21 protein-coding genes and 1 riboswitch are annotated in these 25956 nt (G+C 30.9%); of the genes, 18 read left to right on the top strand and 3 right to left on the bottom strand.

Going from position 1 to position 25956, the window contains the following annotated elements:
• Nucleotides 1–8: 8 nt before the first annotated feature.
• The 4 genes from O3802_RS02780 (at nt 9) to O3802_RS02765 (ending at nt 2516) form a co-directional block, all read left to right on the top strand.
• Nucleotides 9–545 carry a CPBP family intramembrane glutamic endopeptidase gene (locus O3802_RS02780; protein ID WP_371458200.1) on the top strand — a complete coding sequence of 179 codons (537 nt, stop codon included), beginning with the start codon at nt 9–11 and terminating at the stop codon, nt 543–545.
• Between the two features lie 43 nt (nt 546–588).
• The gene (locus O3802_RS02775) at nt 589–801 is read left to right on the top strand and encodes a hypothetical protein (protein ID WP_371458199.1); all 213 of its coding nucleotides are present in this window, start codon (nt 589–591) and stop codon (nt 799–801) included.
• A gap of 156 nt (nt 802–957) precedes the next feature.
• The gene (locus O3802_RS02770; protein ID WP_371458198.1) at nt 958–1191 is read left to right on the top strand and encodes a DUF1858 domain-containing protein; all 234 of its coding nucleotides are present in this window, start codon (nt 958–960) and stop codon (nt 1189–1191) included.
• Complete coding sequence (locus O3802_RS02765) at nt 1191–2516, top strand: DUF438 domain-containing protein (protein ID WP_371458197.1); 1326 nt, start codon at nt 1191–1193, stop codon at nt 2514–2516. Before O3802_RS02770 ends, O3802_RS02765 begins: the two co-directional genes overlap by 1 nt.
• 41 nt (nt 2517–2557) lie before the next feature.
• Here O3802_RS02765 and O3802_RS02760 read toward each other — a convergent pair whose 3' ends face one another.
• Both O3802_RS02760 and O3802_RS02755 read right to left on the bottom strand, forming a co-directional pair.
• Nucleotides 2558–4156: a hypothetical protein gene (locus tag O3802_RS02760; protein WP_371458196.1), complete on the bottom strand. Its 1599-nt coding sequence runs from the start codon at nt 4154–4156 to the stop codon at nt 2558–2560.
• A 1-nt stretch (nt 4157) separates the two neighbouring features.
• Nucleotides 4158–4901, bottom strand: coding sequence for an ABC transporter ATP-binding protein (locus O3802_RS02755; RefSeq protein ID WP_371458195.1), 744 nt, complete (start codon nt 4899–4901; stop codon nt 4158–4160).
• A gap of 414 nt (nt 4902–5315) precedes the next feature.
• Here O3802_RS02755 and rpsL point away from each other — a divergent pair, with 414 nt between their 5' ends.
• The 4 genes from rpsL (at nt 5316) to tuf (ending at nt 9729) form a co-directional block, all read left to right on the top strand.
• Nucleotides 5316–5735: a 30S ribosomal protein S12 gene (rpsL, locus tag O3802_RS02750; RefSeq protein WP_003146927.1), complete on the top strand. Its 420-nt coding sequence runs from the start codon at nt 5316–5318 to the stop codon at nt 5733–5735.
• 45 nt (nt 5736–5780) lie between these two features.
• Entirely contained in the window at nt 5781–6251 is a 471-nt protein-coding gene (rpsG, locus tag O3802_RS02745; RefSeq protein WP_003144697.1) for a 30S ribosomal protein S7, read from the top strand.
• Between the two features lie 100 nt (nt 6252–6351).
• Entirely contained in the window at nt 6352–8427 is a 2076-nt protein-coding gene (fusA, locus tag O3802_RS02740) for an elongation factor G (protein ID WP_004634174.1), read from the top strand.
• Nucleotides 8428–8541: 114 nt separating this feature from the next.
• Nucleotides 8542–9729, top strand: coding sequence for an elongation factor Tu (gene tuf / locus O3802_RS02735; protein WP_276686204.1), 1188 nt, complete (start codon nt 8542–8544; stop codon nt 9727–9729).
• 130 nt (nt 9730–9859) lie between these two features.
• Here the strand turns inward: tuf and O3802_RS02730 are convergent, their stop codons facing one another.
• Entirely contained in the window at nt 9860–10390 is a 531-nt protein-coding gene (locus tag O3802_RS02730) for a cell wall-binding protein (RefSeq protein WP_371458194.1), read from the bottom strand.
• 923 nt (nt 10391–11313) lie between these two features.
• On the opposite strand from O3802_RS02730, the gene fabZ reads away from it, so the two are divergent.
• The 10 genes from fabZ (at nt 11314) to rnr (ending at nt 25955) form a co-directional block, all read left to right on the top strand.
• On the top strand, nt 11314–11781 hold the full coding sequence (gene fabZ / locus O3802_RS02725; RefSeq protein WP_371458193.1) for a 3-hydroxyacyl-ACP dehydratase FabZ: 468 nt from the start codon (nt 11314–11316) through the stop codon (nt 11779–11781).
• A gap of 571 nt (nt 11782–12352) precedes the next feature.
• The gene (locus O3802_RS02720; protein ID WP_371458192.1) at nt 12353–14101 is read left to right on the top strand and encodes an ABC transporter ATP-binding protein; all 1749 of its coding nucleotides are present in this window, start codon (nt 12353–12355) and stop codon (nt 14099–14101) included.
• Complete coding sequence (locus tag O3802_RS02715; protein WP_371458191.1) at nt 14091–15809, top strand: ABC transporter ATP-binding protein; 1719 nt, start codon at nt 14091–14093, stop codon at nt 15807–15809. The genes O3802_RS02720 and O3802_RS02715 overlap by 11 nt, the downstream gene beginning before the upstream one ends.
• Before the next feature lie 182 nt (nt 15810–15991).
• Nucleotides 15992–16093: riboswitch (purine riboswitch) on the top strand.
• A 133-nt stretch (nt 16094–16226) separates the two neighbouring features.
• Nucleotides 16227–17486, top strand: coding sequence for a nucleobase:cation symporter-2 family protein (locus tag O3802_RS02710; protein ID WP_371458190.1), 1260 nt, complete (start codon nt 16227–16229; stop codon nt 17484–17486).
• A gap of 187 nt (nt 17487–17673) precedes the next feature.
• Complete coding sequence (locus O3802_RS02705; RefSeq protein WP_371458189.1) at nt 17674–18201, top strand: CtsR family transcriptional regulator; 528 nt, start codon at nt 17674–17676, stop codon at nt 18199–18201.
• A 4-nt stretch (nt 18202–18205) separates the two neighbouring features.
• Nucleotides 18206–20680 carry an ATP-dependent Clp protease ATP-binding subunit gene (locus tag O3802_RS02700; protein WP_371458188.1) on the top strand — a complete coding sequence of 825 codons (2475 nt, stop codon included), beginning with the start codon at nt 18206–18208 and terminating at the stop codon, nt 20678–20680.
• A gap of 2 nt (nt 20681–20682) precedes the next feature.
• Complete coding sequence (gene radA / locus O3802_RS02695; protein ID WP_371458187.1) at nt 20683–22068, top strand: DNA repair protein RadA; 1386 nt, start codon at nt 20683–20685, stop codon at nt 22066–22068.
• 282 nt (nt 22069–22350) lie between these two features.
• Nucleotides 22351–23439: a PIN/TRAM domain-containing protein gene (locus O3802_RS02690; protein ID WP_371458186.1), complete on the top strand. Its 1089-nt coding sequence runs from the start codon at nt 22351–22353 to the stop codon at nt 23437–23439.
• A 78-nt stretch (nt 23440–23517) separates the two neighbouring features.
• The gene (gene secG, locus O3802_RS02685) at nt 23518–23748 is read left to right on the top strand and encodes a preprotein translocase subunit SecG (protein ID WP_371458185.1); all 231 of its coding nucleotides are present in this window, start codon (nt 23518–23520) and stop codon (nt 23746–23748) included.
• Nucleotides 23749–23828: 80 nt separating this feature from the next.
• On the top strand, nt 23829–25955 hold the full coding sequence (rnr, locus tag O3802_RS02680) for a ribonuclease R (protein WP_371458184.1): 2127 nt from the start codon (nt 23829–23831) through the stop codon (nt 25953–25955).
• Nucleotide 25956: the final 1 nt, after the last annotated feature.

Here is a 25956-nt window from a genome sequence, read left to right as displayed (position 1 = left end):
TTAGAAATTTGGCTAAAGGTTTTCATTACTTGTTTGCGATATTATTCTTGAACATAATTTTAATAATTTTATTTAGATTTGATTATTCTAGTACACTAAAAACAGTGGTTATTTCATTTTTCTCTATAGCAAGTGCAAATATATTTTTCTTAGGTGAGGAATATTGTTGGAGAGGGTATTTACAGGGAATGCTACAACAAAAATTCGGGAAAAGAAAAGGTATTTTATTACTTAGCTTCATTTGGGAAACATGGCATATTCCACTGTGGTACACATATTATAAAGTTGATTTTATTGGTAATATAGTACGGTATTTAGCTGTACTAGGTCTTACTATTGTTCTAGGGTATGTATATATGAAAACAAGAAATTTGTGGATATGTGCTTTGATTCATCTCATGAACAATTCAATTTCAGGGGCGATTGGAAGCGTTGAAGTAAATAAAGAAACATTGTTTATTACATCTAAATTGGGATACTTAATAATAATTCTATCATTTATTTTTATAATTATATTTTCAACGAAAGAATTTAGAGATACATAAAAATTATATCTTGATTATGTTAATAGTCTTGCACTAATAAATAATGAGATATGATGATTTTGGCTTAGATTTAAAGAAAATATCAGTCAATAAAAATGAAATAGAAGCAAGTGCAAGGACAATTATAACAATAATTGTATTGTCAGCATTAAATAAGTGTACATCTGCAGTAGATCCGACTGGTGGTATGACCCAAGGATGTTGTAATAGAAATGTTGAAAAGATAGAAACTGAAAGCAAATTACGTTGTCAGTAGTCTAGTTTAGTAATAATTTATTGCAAGACGTGATATAATAGGTAAGTCTGTTGAACCAAACAGACTTACCTTTATTCTATTAACAATTCATGATAGAGATTATCCATGCTTTATGTTATAATTATGATAATAATATGAGCTAGTGAGGTAATGAAAATGGATAATATAATTGATGTAAGTATACCTGTTGCACAGGTAGTAGATAAACACCCAGAGGTATTAGATATCTTGGTTGATTTAGGTTTTAAACCATTAGCAAATCCAATTATGAGGAATACAGTTGGTAGAAAAACTTCATTAAGGATGGGTTCTAAATTAGCAGGAATCAAATTAGAAACTATTATTTCAGCATTAGAAATGAATGGTTATGAGGTAGTGGGGTTAGACTAATGGCTGAAAAAAGAATAGAAGTATTAAAAGATATATTACTTAGGCTTCATAATGGTGCGAGTTCAGAAGATGTTCAAGAGGAATTTGACAAGCACTTTACAGGTGTTTCAGCAATAGAGATTAGTTTAATGGAGCATGAACTTATGAATTCAAATTCTGGAGTTACCTTTGAAGACGTTATGAAACTATGTAATGTTCATGCTAATTTATTTAAAGGGGCGATAAAAGATGTTGAAGTAGCCGATAGCGAACATCCAGGGCATCCAGTTCAAGTCTTTAAACAAGAGAACTTAGCTTTTAGAGCTGCTATTATTCGTATTCGCCGTATTTTAGATAATTATAAAAATGTTGAAGATGAGGAAACGCAAGGAGCGGTATTAAAAGGTTTAAATCACCAATTAAACTTATTAGGAACTTTTGATATACATTATAAACGAAAAGAAGAATTGATGTTTCCTTTAATGGAACGCTACGGTCACACAGCTCCACCAAAAGTTATGTGGGGAGTTGATGATGAAATTCGTGATTTATTTAAGGAAGTTCTTAACGAAGTTCAGAAGCTTCCAAACGCAGATATATTAGAAATTAAAGAGAAATTTGAAATATTTGTAAAAGAGTTTGAAGAAATGATTTTTAAAGAGGAATCTATTTTACTTATGATTCTTCTTGAAACATTTAATCAAGATGATTGGCTAACTATAGCTCACGATAGTGCAATTTATGGTTATGCAATAATAACACCAACAGAAGAATGGATTCCGCATCGTGAAGATTTTGAACAAAATGCAGATAATGTAGATGCAGGAGAAACTGTTCAAGATGAACTTACAAAAGTTATAAAAACATCAGAAGGAGAGTTTACTATTTCCTTTAAACCAAATAAAAAAGAGGAAATAATAAATAGAGATAGTCAACAAAAATTTGGAGAAGGTTATTTATCTGTTGAACAAGCAAATTTAATTTTGAATCATTTGCCATTAGAGATTACTTTCGTAAATAAAGATGATATTTTTCAATATTATAATAAGCAAATAGGTGAAGAAGAAATGATATTTCCTCGTGTGCCAAGTCAAATTGGACGTAATGTAGAGCTTTGTCATCCTCCGAAGTATTTTGAGAAAGTAAAAATAATAATGCAAAATCTTCGAGAGGGGAAAAAAGATAAGTATGAAATGTGGTTTAAATCAGAATCAAGAGGAAAATTCGTTCATATAACTTATGCAGCAGTTCGTAATGAAAAAGGTGAATTTGAAGGTGTATTAGAATATGTTCAAGATATAAAACCATATCGAGATATAGATACAGATTTGAATAGAGAATTATAAGAAAAGAGCAACGTTAAAGATTCTTAACGTTGCTTTTTAATTTAAAATATTTTATCGAAAACTTGTTTTTTTGCTTTAATACTAGTTAGAGTAATAGCAACTATAATTAATATCGCATAAATTACTCCCAAAATATGAGATACGCTTGGATACTCTAATAACAAGAAAATAGTAGCGGTATTTAATATTATTAATCCGATAAAAGATAAGAATCCAATTATCCCAAGTAATATCTGACTCATTCCTCGAGTACTAAGTTCGAGTATATTATTCCAGTTTAAATAAAGTTTATTGAAATCTCTAGTAAAACTATAAAACGCTATAGCTATACCGGTAATGATGTATGAAAAAATAGTAATAATAAATAATTCAATTGATATTCCAGCCAATATAAGCATTATCATGAATATAATAATACCTAAAGAAATTTGAAGGAACGTACTTACAATAAATTTTGTTTTCATATATTTTTTAAAATCCATCGGCAAAGATTTCAAGTGATAGTAATCTTGTTTTTCAAGCGAGATTGCAACACCTGTAAAACTGATAGGACTAGACATCATAAGTAATGCCATTGAAAATCCAAAACAAATTGCAAAAGGATAGAATTCTATTCCAAGTTGAATTCCACCTCCACGTCTTATTTGTATTACAGCTCCGGCAAAAATTATAATAGATAATAAATAACTAGAGAAAATATTAGCAAGAAGTGTACCATGACTAAATAGATTAAAATTACGCTTGATTAGTTTTGCATTTAGAGAGGTGTTTTTAGAACTTCTTTCTTTGTGTTCTTTTTGTTTTGAGCTTAAAGTTGTTTTATGAACACCAGCTATTCTATGAATATCATTTAAATATTTTTTAGCCACTAAAGTATTCACTAAAACAGCTATAACAATAGTAATGATAATCAAGATAAGTAAATTCATATAAGCCTCTTTTGTTAGTATATCAAAGAAAAAGTCTCCTCTATATTTTGTTTGCAGTAACATTAAATCATTAGAAACAAGTTCTTTAGATAAGATAACATACCCTGCTCCTAATAGTAATCCGAATATTATAATAATACCATTAATTTTATTTTTATTTTTTTCAAAATTAGGTATGTATGTAATTGTAGATAAAAGTAATGTTAGTCCTCCAGAAATAATAATAATTATGCATAATGAGTAAATAAGAGAAATTATAATCTGTATTAATGAAAATTCTGTATTGATTGCTATAATAAAGTTAATTACAATCACAGGGATAAATAATCCAGATAGTTGGAAAAGTAATACTAAAAATTTTCCAATAAATAATTCTTTTTCACTAACGGGTAGCGGTAGTAAAGAATGGGTATCTTTGCTTTCATAAAACATATTTAAAAATGTTGTTGATAGTGTTAAAGCAGTCATTATAATTAAAAATAATAATATGTATTTATAAGAAGGACCTGCTAGAACACTGCTAAACATTGAATTACCAAATAATATATAGAAGACGACTATATTAAGTATATTTAAAAGTAATAGATTATTAAATATTTTCTTTCTGATATCAGCAGTTCCCTTATATTTTTTTCTATATTTTGCTGTCTGCATAGGATTAACATACATCAAGTTAGTAAAAAATAAATTTTTTATGATATTCCAACGCATATTAAACACCACCTAGACTATATCGATTAGAACTTTTGATTAGGTTAAGATAAATTTCTTCGAGCGAGTTTCCTTCGTGTTGTGCTCTTAACTCATCAAGTGTTCCGACAAAAATAAGTTTACCATGGCTAAGAATACCAATTCTATCACATAGATGTTCTGCAACTTCTAAGACATGTGTAGAAAATAATACGCTATGACCTTGCTTTGTATGTTCTTTCATAAGATTCTTTAAATCAAAGGCTGCTTGTGGATCAAGTCCAGTCATCGGCTCATCCATTATCCAAAAGCGAGGGTTAGATAGAAGGGCAGCTATAAGAAAAACTTTTTGGCGCATACCATGGGAAAATGAATTTATCTCTTGATGTTCAACACCTACCATATTGAATAATTTAGAGTATTCGTATATACGCTCTTCTGTTGTTTTTTCATCAAGTTCATAAAGGTTGGCAATTAGAGACCAATATTCATAAGGTGATAAAGTTAAAAATATGTCAGGACTGTCAGGGACATAGCCTATTTGTTTTTTACATTCTAGTCGATTCTCACGTAAGTTCATATTATCAAAGAGAATATCCCCGTTACTAACTTCAATTATGCTAGTTAAAGCCTTTATAGCTGTAGATTTTCCAGCTCCGTTGTGACCGATTAGGCCAAATATTTCGCCATCGTTAATAGTCAGATTAAGATTGTCTAATGCCAATTTAGAGTCGTATTGTTTTGAGACATTTTTGAATTCTATCATAATGTATTTCCTCCTATAAAATTAAGTATTTTAATTATAACAATTATAGAGACTAAAAGATAGTATTTATAAGTAAAACAAAACTGTATTTCTTTAAATAGCTTTATTGAAGAAGGGGAAATAAAAAGATAATTACAATTATGATACGCCTGGAAATGTGAGTTTTAAACTTAAAGTTTGATACACCTGGAAGTGTGTAAAACTAAAAAGTTGAGATAAAAGCTTTAAAAGATAGTAAAAAAAGTTTAAAAAAATGCTTGACAATGAAAAATAAAAGTGTTATTATTTTATACGTGAGTGCAAAAGCACTCTGTGTAAAGTCATTTTATGGCTTATAAAAAATTTGAAATTATGAACCACCTGGAAGTGTGATTCATAAAATGTAAATATTGAGGAAAGGAGGAAACCAGAAAAATGCCAACTATTAACCAATTAGTTCGTAAACCTCGTAAATCAAAAGTATCGAAATCAGATTCACCAGCTCTTAACAAAGGGTATAACTCTCAAAGAAAGAAAGAAACTAACATTTCTTCACCACAAAAACGTGGGGTGTGTACTCGTGTTGGGACTATGACACCTAAAAAACCTAACTCAGCTTTACGTAAATATGCACGTGTTCGTTTATCAAACCAAATCGAAGTAACAGCATATATCCCAGGTATCGGACACAACCTACAAGAACACAGTGTTGTACTTATTCGTGGAGGACGTGTAAAAGACTTACCAGGGGTACGTTACCACATTATCCGTGGAGCTTTAGATACTGCAGGAGTTAACGACCGTAAACAAGGACGTTCACTATACGGTGCTAAAAAACCAAAAGAGAAAAAATAATTAGATAAAATTTGATAAAGAATATTGTGAAAGGAGGCAAATTCTATGCCACGTAAAGGTCCAGTTGCAAAACGTGATGTTTTGCCAGATCCAATTTATAACTCAAAATTAGTTACAAAATTGATTAACAAATTAATGCTAGATGGGAAACGCGGTACAGCACAAAGAATTTTATATTCTGCGTTTGATTTAATTAAAGAAAAATCAGGACGTGATGCTATGGAAGTTTTCGAAGAAGCATTAAACAACATTATGCCTGTTCTTGAAGTTCGTGCTCGTCGTGTTGGTGGTTCTAACTACCAAGTACCAGTAGAAGTACGTGCTGAAAGAAGAACAACATTAGGTTTACGTTGGTTAGTTAACTATTCTCGTTTAAGAGGAGAAAAAACTATGGAGCAACGTTTAGCTAATGAAATTTTAGACGCAGCAAATAATACTGGTTCAGCTGTTAAGAAACGTGAAGATACTCACAAAATGGCTGAAGCTAACAAAGCATTTGCTCACTATCGTTGGTAATTATAAGGTGAATATCAAGCTATTTTATAGCTTGAGTTTTTCACTATAAAAGACAAATTACTCAAAAACTTTAAAAAATATGAAAGGAGAAAATTGACTCATGGCTAGAGCATTTTCTTTAAAAGATACTCGTAATATCGGTATCATGGCTCACATCGACGCAGGTAAAACAACTGCAACAGAGCGTATTTTGTTCTACACTGGGAAAATCCATAAAATTGGAGATACTCACGATGGTAACTCTCAAATGGACTGGATGGAACAAGAGCAAGAACGTGGTATTACTATCACATCTGCTGCAACAACTGCTCAATGGAAAAATCACCGTATTAACATCATCGATACACCGGGACACGTAGACTTTACAGTTGAGGTTGAACGTTCTCTTCGTGTACTAGATGGATCAGTAGCAGTACTAGACGCGCAATCAGGTGTTGAACCACAAACAGAAACAGTTTGGCGTCAAGCTACAACTTATGGAGTTCCTCGTATTGTATTCGTAAACAAAATGGATAAAACAGGAGCTGATTTCCTATATTCTGTAGGAACAATTCACGACAGATTACAAGCTAATGCACATCCAATTCAACTTCCAATCGGAGCTGAAGATTTATTCGAAGGTGTTATTGACCTTGTTGAAATGAAAGCTATCTATAACGAAGGAAGCGTTGGGGAAAATCTTGTAGAAAAAGAAATTCCAGCTGAATATCAAGAGCAAGCCGAAGAATACCGTGAAAAACTAATCGAAGCTGTTGCAGAGTTTGATGAAGACTTCATGGAAAAATACTTAGGTGGAGAAGAAATTACAATAGATGAGCTTAAAGCTGCTATTCGTAAGGCTACATTATCTGTAGAATTCTTCCCAGTAGTATGCGGATCTGCGTTTAAATATAAAGGTGTACAACCAATGCTAGATGCGGTAGTAGAATACTTACCATCTCCATTAGATGTACCAGCTATTAAAGGTATTGATCCAAACACTGATGAAGAAGTAGAAAGACACTCTTCTGATGAAGAGCCATTTGCAGCCTTAGCTTTCAAAGTTATGACTGACCCATTTGTAGGGAAACTTACTTTCTTCCGTGTGTACTCAGGTATCCTATCATCTGGTTCATACGTTAAAAACTCAACTAAAGGTAAACGTGAACGTGTGGGACGTATCCTGCAAATGCACGCTAACACTCGTAACGAAATAGCTGAAGTTTACGCTGGTGATATCGCTGCAGCTGTTGGTCTTAAAGATACTACTACAGGTGATACACTTTGTGACGAGAAAAACGAAGTTATTCTTGAATCAATGGAATTCCCAGAACCAGTTATCCAACTTTCAGTTGAACCAAAATCAAAAGCTGACCAAGATAAAATGTCTACAGCTTTACAAAAATTACAAGAAGAAGATCCAACATTCCGTGCAGGAACTGACGAAGAAACTGGACAAGTTATCATCGCAGGTATGGGTGAGCTTCACTTAGATATTATTGTTGACCGTATGCGTCGTGAATTCAAAGTTGAATGTACAGTGGGTGCTCCAATGGTATCTTACCGTGAAACATTCAAACAAGCTGCACAAGTACAAGGTAAATTCACTCGTCAATCTGGTGGACGTGGACAATACGGGGACGTATGGATTGAGTTCACTCCAAATGAACCAGGTGCAGGATTTGAGTTCGAAAATGCTATCGTTGGGGGAGTTGTTCCTCGTGAATACATCCCAGCAGTAGAAGCAGGACTTAAAGATTCTATGGCGAATGGGGTATTAGCTGGATACGAACTAATCGACGTTAAAGCTAAATTATTCGATGGATCTTACCACGATGTCGACTCATCTGAAATGGCCTTCAAAGTGGCTGCATCATTAGCACTTAAAGAAGCTGCTAAAAAATGTAATCCAGTTATCTTAGAGCCAATTATGAAAGTTGAAGTTGTAATGCCTGAAGAATATTTAGGAGATATCATGGGAGATATCACTGCACGTCGTGGACGTGTTGAAGGTATGGAAGCTCGTGGTAATGCACAAGTAGTAAGTGCACAAGTACCATTATCTGAAATGTTCGGATATGCAACTTCTCTACGTTCTTCAACTCAAGGACGTGGTACTTACTCAATGGTATTCGATCACTATGAAGAAGTACCAAAATCAATTTCTGAAGAAATTATCAAAAAAAATAAAGGGTAGTAAAAATTACCCTTTATAGTTGCAATTTTCGTTGTAACATTATAAAATATAGTTATCATAGATTGCTATGTGACTAATGTATATTAAATTAAATTTAAGGAGAGATTTTATAAAATGGCAAAAGAAAAATTTGACCGTAGTAAAACACATGCTAACATTGGAACAATTGGTCACGTTGACCACGGTAAAACTACTTTAACAGCAGCTATCGCTACTGTTTTAGCAAAAACATATGGTGGAGAAGCTAAAGACTACGCTTCAATCGATAACGCACCAGAAGAAAGAGAACGTGGTATCACAATCAACACTTCTCACATCGAGTATGAAACTCCAAACCGTCACTACGCACACGTAGACTGCCCAGGACACGCTGACTATGTTAAAAACATGATCACTGGTGCTGCTCAAATGGACGGAGCTATCTTAGTAATCGCTGCTACAGATGGTCCTATGGCTCAAACTCGTGAACACATCCTATTATCTCGTAACGTTGGAGTACCTAAAATTGTTGTATTCTTAAACAAATGTGATATGGTTGATGACGAAGAGTTATTAGAATTAGTAGAAATGGAAGTTCGTGAACTATTATCTGAATATGGATTTGATGGAGATGAACTACCAGTAATCAAAGGTTCAGCTCTTAAAGCTCTTGAAGGAGATGCAGATGCTGAAAAAGCTATCATCGAATTAATGGAAACAGTTGACGAGTACATCCCAACTCCAGAACGTGATAACGCTAAACCATTCATGATGCCAGTTGAGGACGTGTTCTCAATCACAGGTCGTGGTACAGTTGCTACTGGACGTGTTGAACGTGGACAAGTTAAAGTTGGTGACGTAGTAGAAATCGTTGGATTAACTGAAGAACCAGCTTCAACTACTGTAACAGGTGTTGAAATGTTCCGTAAATTATTAGATTACGCTGAAGCAGGAGATAACATCGGTGCATTATTACGTGGTGTTGCTCGTGAAGATATCGAACGTGGACAAGTTTTAGCAGCTCCTAAAACAATCACTCCACACACTCAATTCGTAGCTGACGTGTACGTATTATCTAAAGAAGAAGGTGGACGTCACACTCCATTCTTCACAAACTATCGTCCACAATTCTACTTCCGTACTACTGACGTAACTGGTGTAGTTACTTTACCAGAAGGTACAGAAATGGTAATGCCTGGGGACAACGTATCAATCAACGTAGAACTTATTTCTCCAATCGCTATCGAAGAAGGAACTCGTTTCTCAATTCGTGAAGGTGGACGTACTGTAGGTTCAGGTGTTGTAACTACAATCGTTAAATAATTTAATTGATTTAGTAAAAAAAGCAAGGTGAATATTCACCTTGCTTTTTTGTTAGTTAAGGAATAAAATAACCATCTCTAATTTTCAAAGATGGTTGTTTTATTATTTAGTTACTGTTAGTAAAAATGTATTATTTTACAGGTATCTCAAATGTAGCTTTTTGTTTTTTCTTATTTCCGTCATAGTGTTCAAATATGATTTTTATAGTCTTGCTTTCAGTTTGTAATCCATAGGCAGCTTGAGCACCATCCATAATTGCACCAACCGGTGTTGGTTTCGGATAAGTTTTAACCCCTGCTGGATAAGTTTTAGAAACTTTTTTCCCTTCATCTATTACGTTAGAAGGAGTTAAGAATAAATCTTGTGCGTCACTAGTATACCCTAGGTTTTCATATGTGTAGTTAATAACGACTACTTGTGCAGGTTTATCTTCTGAAAATTGATTTCGTTCTGCAGTAGGAGTAACACTAGTTATTTTCAGTTTCCATTGACCTTCCACAACCCATTCATCATTTAAAACATAAATTTTTTCTTTAGGTGTTTCTTGTTTAGTTTGTTCAGTAGTAGAAGAATTGGTTTTAGTTTCTTCTTTTTTACTAGAACAACCATTTAAGATAACAACACTAACCAATAAAGAACTTAATAATATTTTTGTTTTCATGTAAATTCCCCCTTTTATTATGTTATATAATCCCTTCTTACTTATAATGTTAGCATTTTTTAATTTATTTTTCAACAAATTATAAGTTTAGAAAAGATGTAAAAAAATACGGATGTTATTTAGAAAGGAATATTGATTTTATAAATAATATATTAAATATATAAACGCTTGCATAGAAATAGTAATGGATGTATAATGAAAGTGAAGAAATAGTATTAATGGGGAGGTTATTACTATGGAAGCAATTTATTCAATAATAGCTACTATCATATATATAGCTATAGTGACGTATCTCACTCCAGATTTTTCTAGGGATAAGGAGTAAAGTATGAAGTTGGTGAAAACCAACTTCATTTTTTATCTTATGATAAAGTAGTGTTAGTAAGTTATATAAAGGATAATAAAGCAAAAGAGAAAGTTAGGTCTGAATGGAAGTATTACCTGCAAGAAGGTGTTTTAAGGGCTTTATGGATAAATGTTTTGATATAGTGAATCAAGAAAAGAGAATATTTAAAAGAAGGAAATGATATATTTAGAGATAAAATACACTTGTTTGAGGGAATCTTTAGTTTTATAGCTGTAATCGATTATTTTTAATTTGATAAAAAATATTTTATATGGGGTAAATAGTCTAAAAAGCTCCAGCTTAATTTAATAGACAATTTCTTCTCTTGATTTGACAATTGAGGAATAAAATTTTATTATATATAGTAAAGATATTTAAAGTTTTAAGATTTACTCAATAGGTATTAAAATAGTTGTTAGAAAAGGGAAGGAGGAGAGGATAAGCTAAAATCCTTGCAGAAGCATAACTTTTTATATCTGAATTGTTATCAAAGTGATATTTGAGTAATACTATTTATTAAATTTTTGATATACTTTTAGATGAAGCTTTATTAATATAAATAGAGAGGTAATTAATAATGATTAATATAGAAACTATAATGAAGTTGTTACCACATAGTTATCCATTTTTGTTAGTGGATAAAGTAGTTAGTTACAAAAAGGGAGTAATTGAGTGCCGTAAAAATATAACAATAAATGAGCCGTACTTTCAAGGCCATTTCCCAAAACAGCCGGTTGTACCTGGTGTTTTAATGATTGAAATGGCAGCTCAATCAGCAGGATTGTTATGTATTTTGGACTATATTGGATTAGAAGAAATAGATAAAATAGTAGATTATGAAGATATTACTAATAAAGTTGGCTATCTGGCTAGTGTTAAAAATTTTAAGTTTAAAAAATTAGTAATGCCAGGCGATCAATTAAGGATAATTTGCGAATTACAGTCTAATTTAGGTAGACTTTTAGGAATTGATGCTGTGATTCTAGATGAAGAAGGAAAAGAAGTTGCTTCAGGGAAGATGTTAGTGTCTAAAAATGAAGATTAAATTAATTATAAATCAAGTTAAGAGAATAGGAAATTGATAAATTACAAATAAAAAAGAAATACATATCATAACAAATTAAGTTTATGTATATATGCTTCAAATGATGTTTTAAAATTCAGGCATTTTCTATTTCTATTTGTTTATTGAATTAGATTTTCAACTAACTTAACTAAATAAATATTACTTAAATCGGTCTTTTTAGGATAATAATACCTAGGAAGACCATTATTATTTTTATTATAATCATTGACAAGATGAATAGAAATTAGAGAGGCAAAATATTATTCCCATCTCTTTTATTTGAAAGAATTGTTTTGTATCAGATATAAAAAGTCGGGGTATTTTTTTATTGTAGAAATATGTACATCTAGTTTTTCAGCTATTTTACTTACAGAATAATTAATATTTCTATAAATTATTTCTTTGTAAAAAGTTGTGATAGAGAATTTAATTGATAATAATTATTATTATTTACAATTGATAACTGAAGTGATAAAATTAATGTAAGAGATAGATTAGGTTTATTTATAGTTATATATTAATAAGAATCTATAAAAATAAGGAGGAAATTATGTTAGGTGTTTATAAAAAAATATTGTCTTACGTACCAAAGGAAAAATATTTAGCATATATAGGGATTATTTTGTCAATGGCTTCAGTAGTACTAAAAGTTTTTGCCTACTATTATTTAAGTCGATTTTTAGTTGAGCTAATAATATTTAATAATATTAGTGATGCTAAATCATATGCTTTAATAATCGTTGGGTTATTAGTAGGTGGAATTACTTTATATGGAATTGCAGGCTTAGTAACACACGTATTAGGATTTAGATTGGAAACTAATCTTAGAAAATATGGTATAAGAGGTTTATCAAAAGCGAGTTTTAGTTTTTTTGATACTCATCCTTCAGGGAAAACAAGGAAGATTATAGATGATAATGCCTCACAAACACATATGATAGTAGCACATTTGATTCCTGATAATGCAGGAGCGATATTAATGCCTATTTTACTATTAATACTAGGATTTTTTGTTAGTTTAAAAGTAGGGATAGTTCTTATATGTCTTTGTGTGGTAGGTGGTATTTCACTTTCGATGATGACTGGTGAAAAAGAATTTATGAAGATTTATCAAGAATCTCTTGAGGCATTAAGTAGTGAAACTGTTGAATATGTTAGAGGTATACAAGTAATTAAGATATTTGGTATAAATGTAGAATCATTTAAGGCTTTGAATAATGCTATTAATAATTATTCAAAATATTCATTGGAGTATGCGATGACATGTAAAAGAGGATTTGTAGGATTTCAATGGTTCTTTTTCAGTTTTATTGCAATACTTATCCCAGTAATAGTTTTATTTGTTGGGAAAAATGATCCGAAGATGCTAACTGTTGAATTGATTATGTTGTTATTTTTAAGTGGAACTCTGTTTGTATCATTAATGGCTATTATGTATGTTTCAATGTATGCTTTTATGGGACAGTCTGTAGTTGAAAAGTTAGAAAAATTATTTGAAGAAATGAACAATAATAACTTAAAATTTGGGAATGATAACAAATTTGATAATTTCAATATAGAATTTGATAACGTAAGCTTTGGATATACAGATAAGGATGTTATCGAAAATTTAAGTTTTAGCTTAGAAGAGAATAAATGCTATGCACTTGTTGGGGCTTCAGGAAGTGGAAAATCTACTGTAGCAAAATTAATCTCAGGGTTTTATAAAATAAATGATGGAGTTATAAAAATAGGGGATAAAAATATTGAGTCATATACAGAAGATGCCTTAATAAATAATATTGCTTTTGTTTTTCAGAACGTTAAGTTATTTAAAGCTACTATTTATGAGAATGTAAAAATTGGTAAGGAAGATGCAACTTATGAAGAAGTTATGAATGCTTTACAGTTAGCAGGATGTGATAGTATTCTTGAAAAGTTTGACTTGAGAGAACAGACTCTTATAGGTACAGAAGGGGTCTATCTGTCAGGAGGAGAAAAACAAAGAATTGCAATAGCGAGAGCGATATTAAAAGATGCAAAAATAATTATTATGGACGAAGCTAGTGCGGCGGTAGATCCAGATAATGAATATGAGTTGCAACAAGCCTTTTCAAATTTAATAAAAGATAAGACTGTTATTATGATTGCACATAGGTTACCAAGTATAAGAAATGTTGATGAAATATTAGTGATGGAAGATGGAAAGATTATCGAGCGTGGAACAGATAGTCAGCTTATGAGTGTAGATAGTAAATATAGAAAATTCCAAAACTTATACAGTGTAGCAAATGAATGGAGGGTTAATTATGAAAAATAAAATTAAAGAATGGTTTGCATTAACCAATCAAGGTGCAAGTGATCTTTTGAAGGCAAGTATGCTTTCGTTCTTAGTATTTTTTTGTAATATGTTTCCTGCAATTTTGCTGATGATTCTTGTTGATGAGCTATTATTAGGGAATGTGAAGAGTGATACTTTGTATATTGGTATTTCAATATTTATATTGGTAATTATGTATATTCTTTTAGCGAAAGAATATGATGCTTTATATAGTTCAACTTATAGAGAAAGTGCAAATCTAAGAACAGATATAGCAACAACACTGAGTAATTTGCCACTTGCATATTTTTCTAAACATGACTTATCAGATATTAGTCAGACAGTTATGAAAGATGTAGAAGCTATAGAACATGCGATGAGTCATGCAATGGCAAAAATAATAGGTTTTGTATTATTCTTTCCTATTATGTCAGTGCTAATGCTAGTAGGTAATATATACTTAGGTCTATCTATAATTATTCCGGTTGTATTAAGTTATTCTTTGATACTTGTATCAAAAAAATTGCAATTAAAAAATCATAAAAAACATTATGACAAATTACGCCAAAACTCGGATAGTTTTCAAGAAGCAATTGAACTACAGCAAGATATTAAGAGTTTTGGCTTAGGAAATAAAATACGAGAAAAATTAAATAAAGATATGGATGAAAGTGAAAAGATGATGTTTAAGATGGAAATCACGCTGTTTATCCCTTTATTCTTATCATGGGTTGTTACGCAAGGAACTTTAGTTGTAGTAGTTATTGTTGGTGCGAATTTATATGCTAATGGCAGTATTAATCTACTATACTTAATAGGTTATATATTTGTTGCTATGAAGATGAAGGATATTGTAGATGGTTTAGGAGCGAATACATCTGAGCTATTTTATTTAGATGCTCGTATTAAGCGCATTAAAGAAATAAAAGAAACAAAAATTCAAGAAGGAAAAGAAGTAGAATTAAATAAATTTGATATTGAACTAAAAAATGTGAAGTTTGGTTATGATAGAAACTATCCAGTTTTAAAAGATGTTAGTTTTATAGCTAAACAAAATGAAGTAACAGCTCTAGTAGGAGTATCTGGTTGTGGTAAAACTAGTATATTAAAATTAATATCAAGATTGTATGATTATGATGATGGGAAGATAGTTATTGATAATCATGATATAAAAGACATAGCAACAAATTCTTTGTATAAATATGTATCTATAGTATTCCAAGATGTAGTATTGTTTAATACATCAATTTTAGAAAATATTAGGATAGGACGAAGTGATGCTACTGATGAAGAAGTTATAGAAGCAGCTAAGATGGCATGCTGTGACTTTATTGATAATTTAGAAAACGGATATAATACAGTTATTGGAGAAAATGGTGCTACATTGTCAGGCGGGGAAAGACAAAGGTTATCTATTGCTAGAGCTTTCTTGAAAAATGCGCCAATAATAATTTTGGATGAAATAACTGCAGCATTAGACGTTGAAAATGAGAAAAAAATTCAGGATAGCCTAAATAATCTGATAAAAAATAAAACAGTTATTGTAATTTCTCATAGATTAAAATCAATAGAAAATGCAGATAAAATAATAGTTTTGAATGATGGAATAGTCGAATGTCAAGGTTCTCATAACTACTTGTTAGAACATTCAAAAATTTATAAAAATTTAATTGACAGAGCAAAATTGGTAGAACAATTTACATATTAACTACCAGGATTAATTCAAGTTGTTTTTGTAAGGAGTATAATGAGGTTATAAAATTATGAGTACATAGCAACTTGATAATATAAAAAGTTATATATGATTATTTAATTATACACATTTAAGTAATTAAGAAAAATAATAAAAAATTTTAATTTAACACTTGAATTTATAAATAAAAATTGATATATTAATAGAATAAATATGCACATATAACTGCAAGAATATGGCTTGCGAGTTTCTACCGTTTAACCGTAAATTTAACGACTATGGGCTTTCTTAGTGTTTTATTCTAATTTTATTAGTACATTGAAGGATTACGCCTATATTATTTTTATAATATAGGCGAGTTTTTATTTTTATATAAGAATTCGAAAACTTACTTTTACAGTCTTATGTGCAAAATATAAAGGAGAATTTATTTTGAAAACTTTTATTTTAAGTTTGCAGCACGTTCTTGCGATGTATGCTGGGGCTGTAATTGTTCCGATTATAGTAGCTGCAGGTCTAGGACTTAGTGCTGAACAAACGACGTACTTGGTATCAGTCGATATTTTTATGTGTGGTGTGGCAACATTTCTACAAGTTTACAAAGGGAAATTCGTAGGTATTGGTCTACCAGTTGTTTTAGGTTGTACTTTTACTGCGGTTGCTCCAATGATTGCGATAGGTAATAGTGCAGGTTTAGCAACCATGTATGGTTCTATTTTTATTTCTGGATTAGTGGTAGTTTTAATCGCTCCATTTTTTGCTAAGGTTGCAAAATTATTTCCACCAGTGGTTACAGGAAGTGTAGTTACTATTATAGGTATCACATTAGTACCAGTTGCGATGAATTATATTGCAGGAGGACAAGGTTCACCAGATTTTGGTAACCCAAAAAATATTGTTCTTGCTTGTATTACCCTTGCAATAATTTTGGTAATTTATAAGTTTACAACTGGTTTTATTCAATCTATTGCTATTTTACTAGGGCTTGTTATAGGGACTATTATTGCTAGTTTTATGGGGATGGTTAGCCTTACTGAAGTATCAAATGCTTCTTGGTTTCAATATCCAACACCATTTAAATTTTCTGGGTTTGAATTTCGAGCCAGTGCTATTTTAACTTTTGTTATTGTAGGTATTGTTAGTATGATAGAATCAACAGGTGTATACTATGCTCTTGGAAATATTTGTGATACAAAAATAGGGGAAAAAGATTTGCGTAGTGGGTATTTTGCAGAAGGGCTTGCTGTTATGATTGGTTCTACGGTTAATGCTTTTCCTTACACTACATATTCACAAAATGTAGGTCTTGTTCAAATTTCTGGGGTTAAGAGTAAGAGAGTGATGTATGTAATGGTTCTTCTCCTTTTAGTGTTTGGATCTATTCCGAAAATTGGAGCCCTTGCTACTATTGTGCCACAACCTGTTTTGGGAGGAGCGATGATAAGTATGTTTGGAATGGTCCTTGCTTACGGAGTTAAAATGTTAGGTAGTACAGATTTTGCAAAACAAGAGAATTTAATGATTATCGCATGTTCTGTTGGGCTTGGATTAGGAGTAACTACAGTACCAACAGCATTTGCTCAACTTCCAAGTTTTATTCGCATGTTTACAGATAGTGGAATTGTTCTTGGAACGATAGTAGCAATTGTTATGAATTTAATATTTAATAGAAAATCAAAAAGGCAAAAATAATTTTTTAGGAGTTATAAGGTAACGCTTATGACTCCTATTTTGTTTAAAATATTAAGCTATATTTGTTATTTTTAAACAAGTGTATATTTTATTTCTTTTGCTATAACTATCTTTTTGTGTACAAAAATATGTTTGTGTAGTATAATTTAGTTAAAGGTCAATTTTAGTCAATAAAGGAGGTGACCTTATGAGTAACAATAGTAGTAATATGACGGATATTCTTGAAGAATATATAAAAAAACTTTTTAATGAAGCTCCAGAAGATCATATAATAATTAAAAGAAGTAATGTTGCACAAAAATTTGATTGTGTGCCATCTCAATTAAACTATGTTATAAAAACCCGCTTTACACCAGAGCATGGATTTATAATAGAAAGTAAACGAGGTGGAGGAGGTTTTATTAGAATTACCAAAATTACACTTCATACAAATAAAGATTACATAGATTATCTAATTGATACTATGGACGATGAAATAATAGAGTTAGATGAGGCTGTAAGAATAGCTAAAATCTTGCTTGATAAAGAATATATAGAGAAATTTGATTATAATCATTTTCTGGATAGTCTAGAAACTATTATTGCGGTTCATAACGAATGCTTAAATTATGTAGATAATAAAGTAGCCGAAAAGTTGCAACATAAAACGAAAACAAACTTAAAAGAGTTAACAGTAAAATTTTTAACCAATATAAAATACAATAAGAGAGGATAGAGTTATGTATATAAGATTTAACGAAACGGCTCTTATGGTTTTAACTACTGCCAAAGAGGAAGCTAACGATTTTGGTGTTAAGGCTGTAGGAACTGAACATTTATTGCTTGCAATGCTTAGCATGAATAATACTCTTTCTTGTAGAACATTAAATAAATATGGCATCTACTATGACGATTTCAGAAAGAATGTTGTAGAATTTTATGAGAGTGAGTTAGAAGGAACAGATTTTTATCACAATGTTCTTATGAAAATTGATTATACAAATGGCGCTGTGAGAACAATAGAAAAAAGTCAACAGTTTGCTGATGATACATCTAGCTTTGTAGTAACGAGTGAGCACTTATTACTATCGTTATTAAATGAACAAACTAGTACAGCGGTAAGATTACTAAAAGAAAAACTAAATGTACATGTAGAGACTATGATAACAGAACTATTTGAACTGTTAAAACAAAGTCAAGGGTTATTCGCTAAGTTGTTTGATGGTTTCAAAAAATTAGATATGCCCGAAGATAGTTCGGCAAAAACTAAAACGTTAAATTCTCTAGCAAAAGATTTAACTAAAGATGCATTTAATAATAAGTTAGACCCAGTATTAGCACGTGATAAAGAGATTACACGTATGATTGAAATATTAAATAGAAGAACTAAAAATAATCCTGTTCTTATTGGAGAACCAGGTGTAGGGAAAACAGCTATTGTAGAAGGTTTAGCAGAGAGAATAATTTCGCAAAATGTTCCTAGTAATTTATTAGGGAAAAGAGTTATGGTTCTTGATATGGGGACTTTGTTAGCTGGAACTAAATACCGCGGAGAGTTTGAAGAAAGATTAAAAAATATTATTTTAGAAATAGAAGATGCTGGTGATATTATTCTATTTATTGATGAAATACATACAATCATAGGAGCAGGTGGAACAGAAGGTAGTGCTGATGCATCAAACATATTAAAACCAGCTCTATCTCGTGGACTGATTCAATGTATAGGTGCAACTACAACAGAAGAGTATAGAAAATACTTTGAAAAAGATGCCGCTTTAGAGCGCCGTTTCCAACCGATTAAAGTAGAAGAACCTAGTACGGAAAATTCTATAGAAATATTAAAAGGATTACGTCATAAATATGAAGAGCATCATAATGTAGAGATTTCAGATGAGGCGATAGATGCTGCTGTGAAACTAAGTACAACATATATAACTGATAGATGTTTACCAGATAAAGCTATTGATTTGATTGATGAGGCATGTTCAAAAGTTAAATTAAGATTTTATAAATCACCAGAAAAACTTAAAGAATATGAAGAAGAACTTAGTCGTTTAAATAAAGAAAAAGATCGAGCGGTAATGAATCAAGAGTTTGAGATCGCAGCACAAAAACGTGATGAAGTTAATCAAATTATAAATAAAATAGAGCAATTTAAAATTTCTTGGCAAGATAGCTTGAGTAAAGAAAAAATAAAAATCACATCAGATCATGTAGCGGAGGTATTAGCAGCATGGACAGGAGTTCCGGTTACTAAGCTTACTGAGACAGAAAGTGAAAGATTATTAAAACTTGAAGAAATTCTTCATGAGCGTGTAATTGGTCAAGATGAGGCGGTAACCAGTCTTGCTAAAGCAGTAAGACGTGCAAGAAGTGGCTTCAAGGCGGAAAACCGTCCAATAGGAAGTTTCATTTTCTTAGGGCCAACTGGTGTAGGGAAAACAGAACTTGCTAAAAGTTTATCAGAAGCATTGTTTAGTTCTGAAGATAATATGATAAGAATTGATATGAGTGAATATATGGAACCTCATTCAATTAGTAGATTAGTTGGAGCTCCTCCAGGATATGTTGGTTATGAAGAAGCAGGCCAATTATCAGAACAAGTCCGTCAGAAACCTTATTCTGTAGTATTATTTGATGAAATAGAAAAAGCACATCCATCAATATTTAATATTTTATTGCAAGTATTAGATGATGGTCGTTTAACAGATGCTTCTGGTCGAACAATCGATTTTAAAAACACAATTATCATTATGACTTCAAATGTTGGAGTTAGTGAACTTAAAGATCAGAAATTTGTTGGTTTTGGAGGAAGTGAATCAATCAAAAATGATTATAAAAATGTTCAAAATACAATGATGGAAGCATTGAAAAAACAATATCGTCCGGAATTTTTAAACCGTATTGATGATATTATAGTCTTCAAAACTCTAGAAAAAGAAGAATTAGAAAAAATATCTGAATTGTTAATTAAAGGTTTATCAAAACGCTTAGAAGATAGAAATATAACTATAAAACTTACTAAAAAAGCGATGGCGAAAATCGTTGAAGATGGAAGTATTAAAGAATATGGAGCTCGTCCATTGAAACGTAGTATTCAAAAAAATATCGAAGATTTATTGAGTGAAGAGCTATTAAGAAATCCTGAACTAAGTGGGATTATCAATATTGACTATAAGAATGATAAATTTGTGGTAAAAAAGACTAAGAGGTAATTATGGCAAAAGTAAATGTGAAATATGAATGCAATGCCTGCGGTTATCAAAGTTTAAAATATATGGGGAGATGCCCAAGTTGTAAAAAATGGGCATCAATGGAAGAAGTGGTAGAAACTCCACAAAAAAAGACAAAACATACCGCATTTATTCCAACAAGTAGTGATACAAAACGTTTAGAGGCTGGAAAACTAAAATCAGTGTCTACTCAAGATGTTCCGAGAACTCTAACAGATAGTCAAGAACTAAATAGAGTTCTTGGTGGCGGGGTCGTTGGAGGTTCACTAGTTCTTTTAGGAGGAGATCCAGGGATTGGTAAATCAACGCTATTATTACAAATATCAGCATATTTAGCGAAAGAACATGATGTTCTTTATGTTACTGGGGAAGAATCGGTAAGACAAGTCAAAATCCGAGCAGATAGGTTGAAAAATAATACAGATGAACTTTATGTTTATGCTCAAACAGATTTGAATTTAATATATGAAGTAGTAAAAAAAGTTAAGCCTAAATTCTTGGTAATTGACTCAATACAAACTATATATAATCCAAATTTAGACAATTCACCAGGAAGTATTACTCAAGTTCGTGAATGCACTCAACAACTTATGAAGATTGCAAAGAGTTTAAATATTGCCATATTCATTGTGGGACATGTAACTAAAGAAGGAACAATAGCGGGGCCTCGTATGCTTGAACATATGGTTGATACAGTTCTATACTTTGAAGGAGAAGGTCAACATAGTTATCGGATGCTTCGAGCAGTGAAAAATCGTTTTGGATCTACGAATGAAATAGGAATTTTTGAAATGAAATCTAGTGGATTAGAAGATTTAGATAATCCATCACAGATGTTTCTAGAGGAAAGAAGTAAAAATTTAGCTGGTGCTACTATAATAAGTACAATGGAAGGTAGTAGAGCATTATTGGTAGAAATCCAATCTTTAACAACTCCAACAGCTTTCAATAATCCTCGTCGTGTATCATCAGGTCTAGAATACAATAAGTTGATTTTACTTATGGCTGTTCTTGAGAAAAAAGTAGGATATTTGTTGCAACAACAAGATGTTTATGTAAAGGTATCTGGTGGTGTTAGAATAGATGATCCCGCGGTTGACCTTGGTGTAATTGTTGCTGTTGCTTCAAGTTTTAAAGATATAGCAGTCGATATGAATGATTGTTTTATTGGAGAAGTAGGCTTAACTGGAGAGGTTCGACGTGTTAGTCGTATTGAGCAAAGGATAAGCGAAGCAAAAAAACACGGCTTTAAACGTGCGATTGTCCCAGCTGGGAATATGAAAAATACGGAATTCCCACCAGGAATAGAAATTATACCAGTAAAAGATATTAGAGAATGCTTAGATGCAGCATTTGGAAGTGTATTTTAGAAAGAGATAAGTTGAAATTTTGTTGTAGAATTTCAACTTATTCTTCTATAAATTTCTTATATTAATTTTCAAAGGATGATTAAAGATATTTTACTTAAAAAATATTTTTAATTTTTTTATAAAAGTTATATTAATTTTTAAGCGAATGTAGTAGAATATAAATGTAACAGGTTTTTTTATTAAGTGGTTAATTATTTAGTATCCTATATTTTTTACTAATTACATTATTTAGACACTTAATTTGAAAAGATTTGTTATAAAAATAAAAAAAGGAGTGATTTTATGTTAAAGAAAGTATTAATAATAGTTTCATTATTTCTAGGAATAACAATAGGAACATTATCCACTGGAATTTTATTGAATTATAATGTTTTCCCATCAATGAATGAAACGACTTTAAGACTGGTTGTTACTACAGGAACTACAATAGTTTTCGTTTTAATGTCTTTATTATTTTCAGATAAATTTGTAGCAACTATGAAAAGAATAGAAGATCGTTTATCTAGAATTCCTATTCAGAAAATTGTCTTTACTACAATAGGTTTGATATTAGGACTATTAGTAGCGGCACTGTTATCTTCAGCAGTAGATATTATAACAGGTGCAGGAATAATGGGACGAATAATTTCTTCAGTAGTATATATTGTTTTTGGGTATCTAGGCTTAATTCTAGGATATCGTCGTGGTGGAGAATTTATAAATATTTTTGATGCATTTCGATTTGGAAATAGAAGCAGGGATAAAGAGATTAGGCAAAAATCTAAAAAACTTCAAGAAGTAGTGGCTAAGGTTATTGATACTAGTGCACTTATAGATTCTCGTATTCATGATGTTGCTAAAACAGGATTTTTGGAAGGGAAAATAATAGTACCTGATTTTGTGTTAAAAGAATTACAACTTATTTCTGATTCAGAAGATCCGCTAAAACGAGCTAAGGGGAGATTAGGACTTGACTGTGTAGAAGATCTTCAAAAGATGAAAGAAATTGATTTAGAGATAGATAATCAATATAAGTATAGTGAACATAAAGGTGTAGATAATTTATTAATAGATTATGCATTAAAATATAAATGCGCTATAATAACAACAGATTATAATTTAAATAAACTTGCGACACTGCAATCGATTAAAGTTCTTAATGTTAATGACTTAAGTAATGCGGTAAAACCAATTTTAACGACTGGTGAACATCTAAAAGTTCAAGTTTTAAGAGAAGGTAAGGAAAATAATCAAGGTGTTGCTTATACTGAAGACGGAACTATGATAGTGGTTGAGAATGGTAAACGTTATGTTGGAAAAAATATAGAGGTAGAAGTTCAAAGTGTGCTTCAAACCTCATCAGGAAGAATTATATTTACCAAAATTGTTTAATAAATTTGCTTTTTGGCATAAAATATGTTATGATTAGTTGCGATATATTATTAATGAATTAAATTTTAGGAGGAGAGTATGCACACTTTTTTAATGGCGACAGCAATGATAAGTAGTATACTGATAATTATAGTAGTTTTACTACAAGAAAGTAAATCTGGTGGTCTATCTGGATTAACTGGTGGAGCAGAAGAGTTGTTTGGAAAGCAAAAAGTAAGAGGAGCTGAATTAGTTTTACAGCGAATTACGATAGTACTAGGACTAATATTTTTTATTTCTCTAGTGTGTCTTACTTGGTTAAAATTATAGACTAAAGTAATAAACCTAAAATGTAAACTCATTTTAGGTTTATTTTTATAATTAGAAAATTTATGTTAAAGGAGGGTTATATGTTAGAAGATATTTTAAACTTATTTAAAGAACATAAAGTATTAAGTATTGAAGATTTAAAAGAAAAGTTAAATATAGAATCGGCAAAAGATTTTGTTGAATTAATTAAGCATGTAGAAAAGTTAGAACAGAAATCAACTATAGTACAGCTACCTAATGAAAAATTTCTTTATGTGAAAGAACAATTAGAGGTAGAGGGAATAATTAGATTGCATCAAAAAGGTTTTGCATTTGTTTATGTAGAAAGTTTAGGAATAGAAGTTTATATTCCTAAAGGCTTTACTCAAAGTGCTATGACTGGTGATAAAGTATTTCTAAAAATTGATAGTGTATATAAGGATGAGCGTAATTTAGAAGGTTTAGTCCAAAAGGTATTAGAAAGAAATACTAAGTACACTGTTGGAACGTTAACTAATGCTAAATTCTTCTCTTTTGTTAAAAGTGATGATAAAAATATAGAGAAGTATATTAAAATAATTAATTCTAAAAATTTTAATTTAGTTGATGGAACTAAAGTATTAGTTGAGATAACAGATTATTCTAAAGTGAGTTTTGAAGATCATAAAGGAATAATAATAAAAACATTAGGGCATAAGGATGACCCTGGAATGGATATACTATCAGTAATATATAAGCATGGTGTTCCTAATGAATTTCCGAAAGAAGTAGAAGAACAAACAAAAGCTATAAGCGATGAAATAACAATGGATGATAGCTATCGTGATTGTACAAAAGAAATGATAGTTACAATAGATGGAGATGATGCAAAAGATTTAGATGATGCTGTTTCTGTTGTGAAAACAAAGAAAGGCTATAGATTAAAAGTTTTTATAGCAGATGTTAGTCGCTATGTAACAGAAGATAGTCCATTAGATAAGGAAGCTGCAAATAGGGGATGTAGTGTATACTTGGCTGATAGAGTTGTGCCTATGTTACCAAGGAAACTATCTAATAATATATGTTCATTAAATCCAGATGTATTAAGATATACTATTTGTTGTGATATTGATTTTTCAGAAAAAGGATTCCCAGAAAGCTATGATATATATCCAGCTATAATAAAATCAAAAGGACGTTTAACGTATAAGAAAGTTAATGAAGTTTATGAAAATGTTGCTGAGACAGTAGAAGAATATAAACCATATTTGTCTATGTTAAAAACAGCATTAGAGTTGTCAAAAAAAATTCGAGTAAATCGTGAAAAAAGAGGGGCGATTGATTTTGATAAGGAAGAGTCAAAAATTATTGTTGATCCAAATGGAGATGTTTTAGATATAGTTTTAAGAGAAAGAGGACTATCGGAAAGACTAATAGAAGACTTTATGCTAAGTGCTAATGAAGTAATAGGTGAACACTTTTATTGGATGCAAGTACCGTTTATCTATCGTATTCATGAGGAGCCAAAAATAGAAAAACTACGCCAGTTTTTTGATATATCAGCTAGTTTTGGCTATAGAACAAAAGGAAAGGTAGATGAAATATCTCCCTATATTTTAGCTAATATGCTTAAAAAGTTTAAGGGAGAGGTAGTTGAACCTATGTTATCAACAATTCTTCTTAGAACGATGAATCAAGCACGTTATTCAACATCCAATATAGGGCACTTTGCTTTATCTACTAAATACTATACTCATTTTACATCACCAATAAGAAGATACCCAGATTTACTGGTACATAGAATGATTAGAAAATACTTGTTCGAAGGTGATGTAAGCGAAAAAACACTAGAACACTATGCTTGTAGACTTCCAGAGTTAGCAGAAAGTTCATCTGAATATGAAAAACGTGCTGTTGACTGTGAACGTGAAGTTGATAAAATGAAAAAGTGTGAGTATATGTTGAAATACCAGGAACAAAGTTTTAGAGGTATGATATCAAGTGTAACAAACTTTGGAGTTTTTATAACACTTGAGAACAAAGGTATAGAAGGTTTAGTTCATATTAAGGCGATGAATGATGATTATTACACTTATGATCAAAAAAATATGATATTAATAGGACGTCGTAATAAAAAAATTTATCGATTAGGAGATGAGGTAATCGTAAAGGTTGCCAATGTTGATTTAGAAAATCAAGAGATTGATTTTAAAATACTGAAACACAAATCATTGATAAAGATTAAATAGA

It is taken from the genome of Gemella sp. 27098_8_92 (genome assembly GCF_041433685.1).
Classification (GTDB): domain Bacteria; phylum Bacillota; class Bacilli; order Staphylococcales; family Gemellaceae; genus Gemella.
The sequence above is the reverse complement of the archived record's forward strand: the minus strand, read 5'-3'. Positions and strand labels throughout refer to the sequence as shown.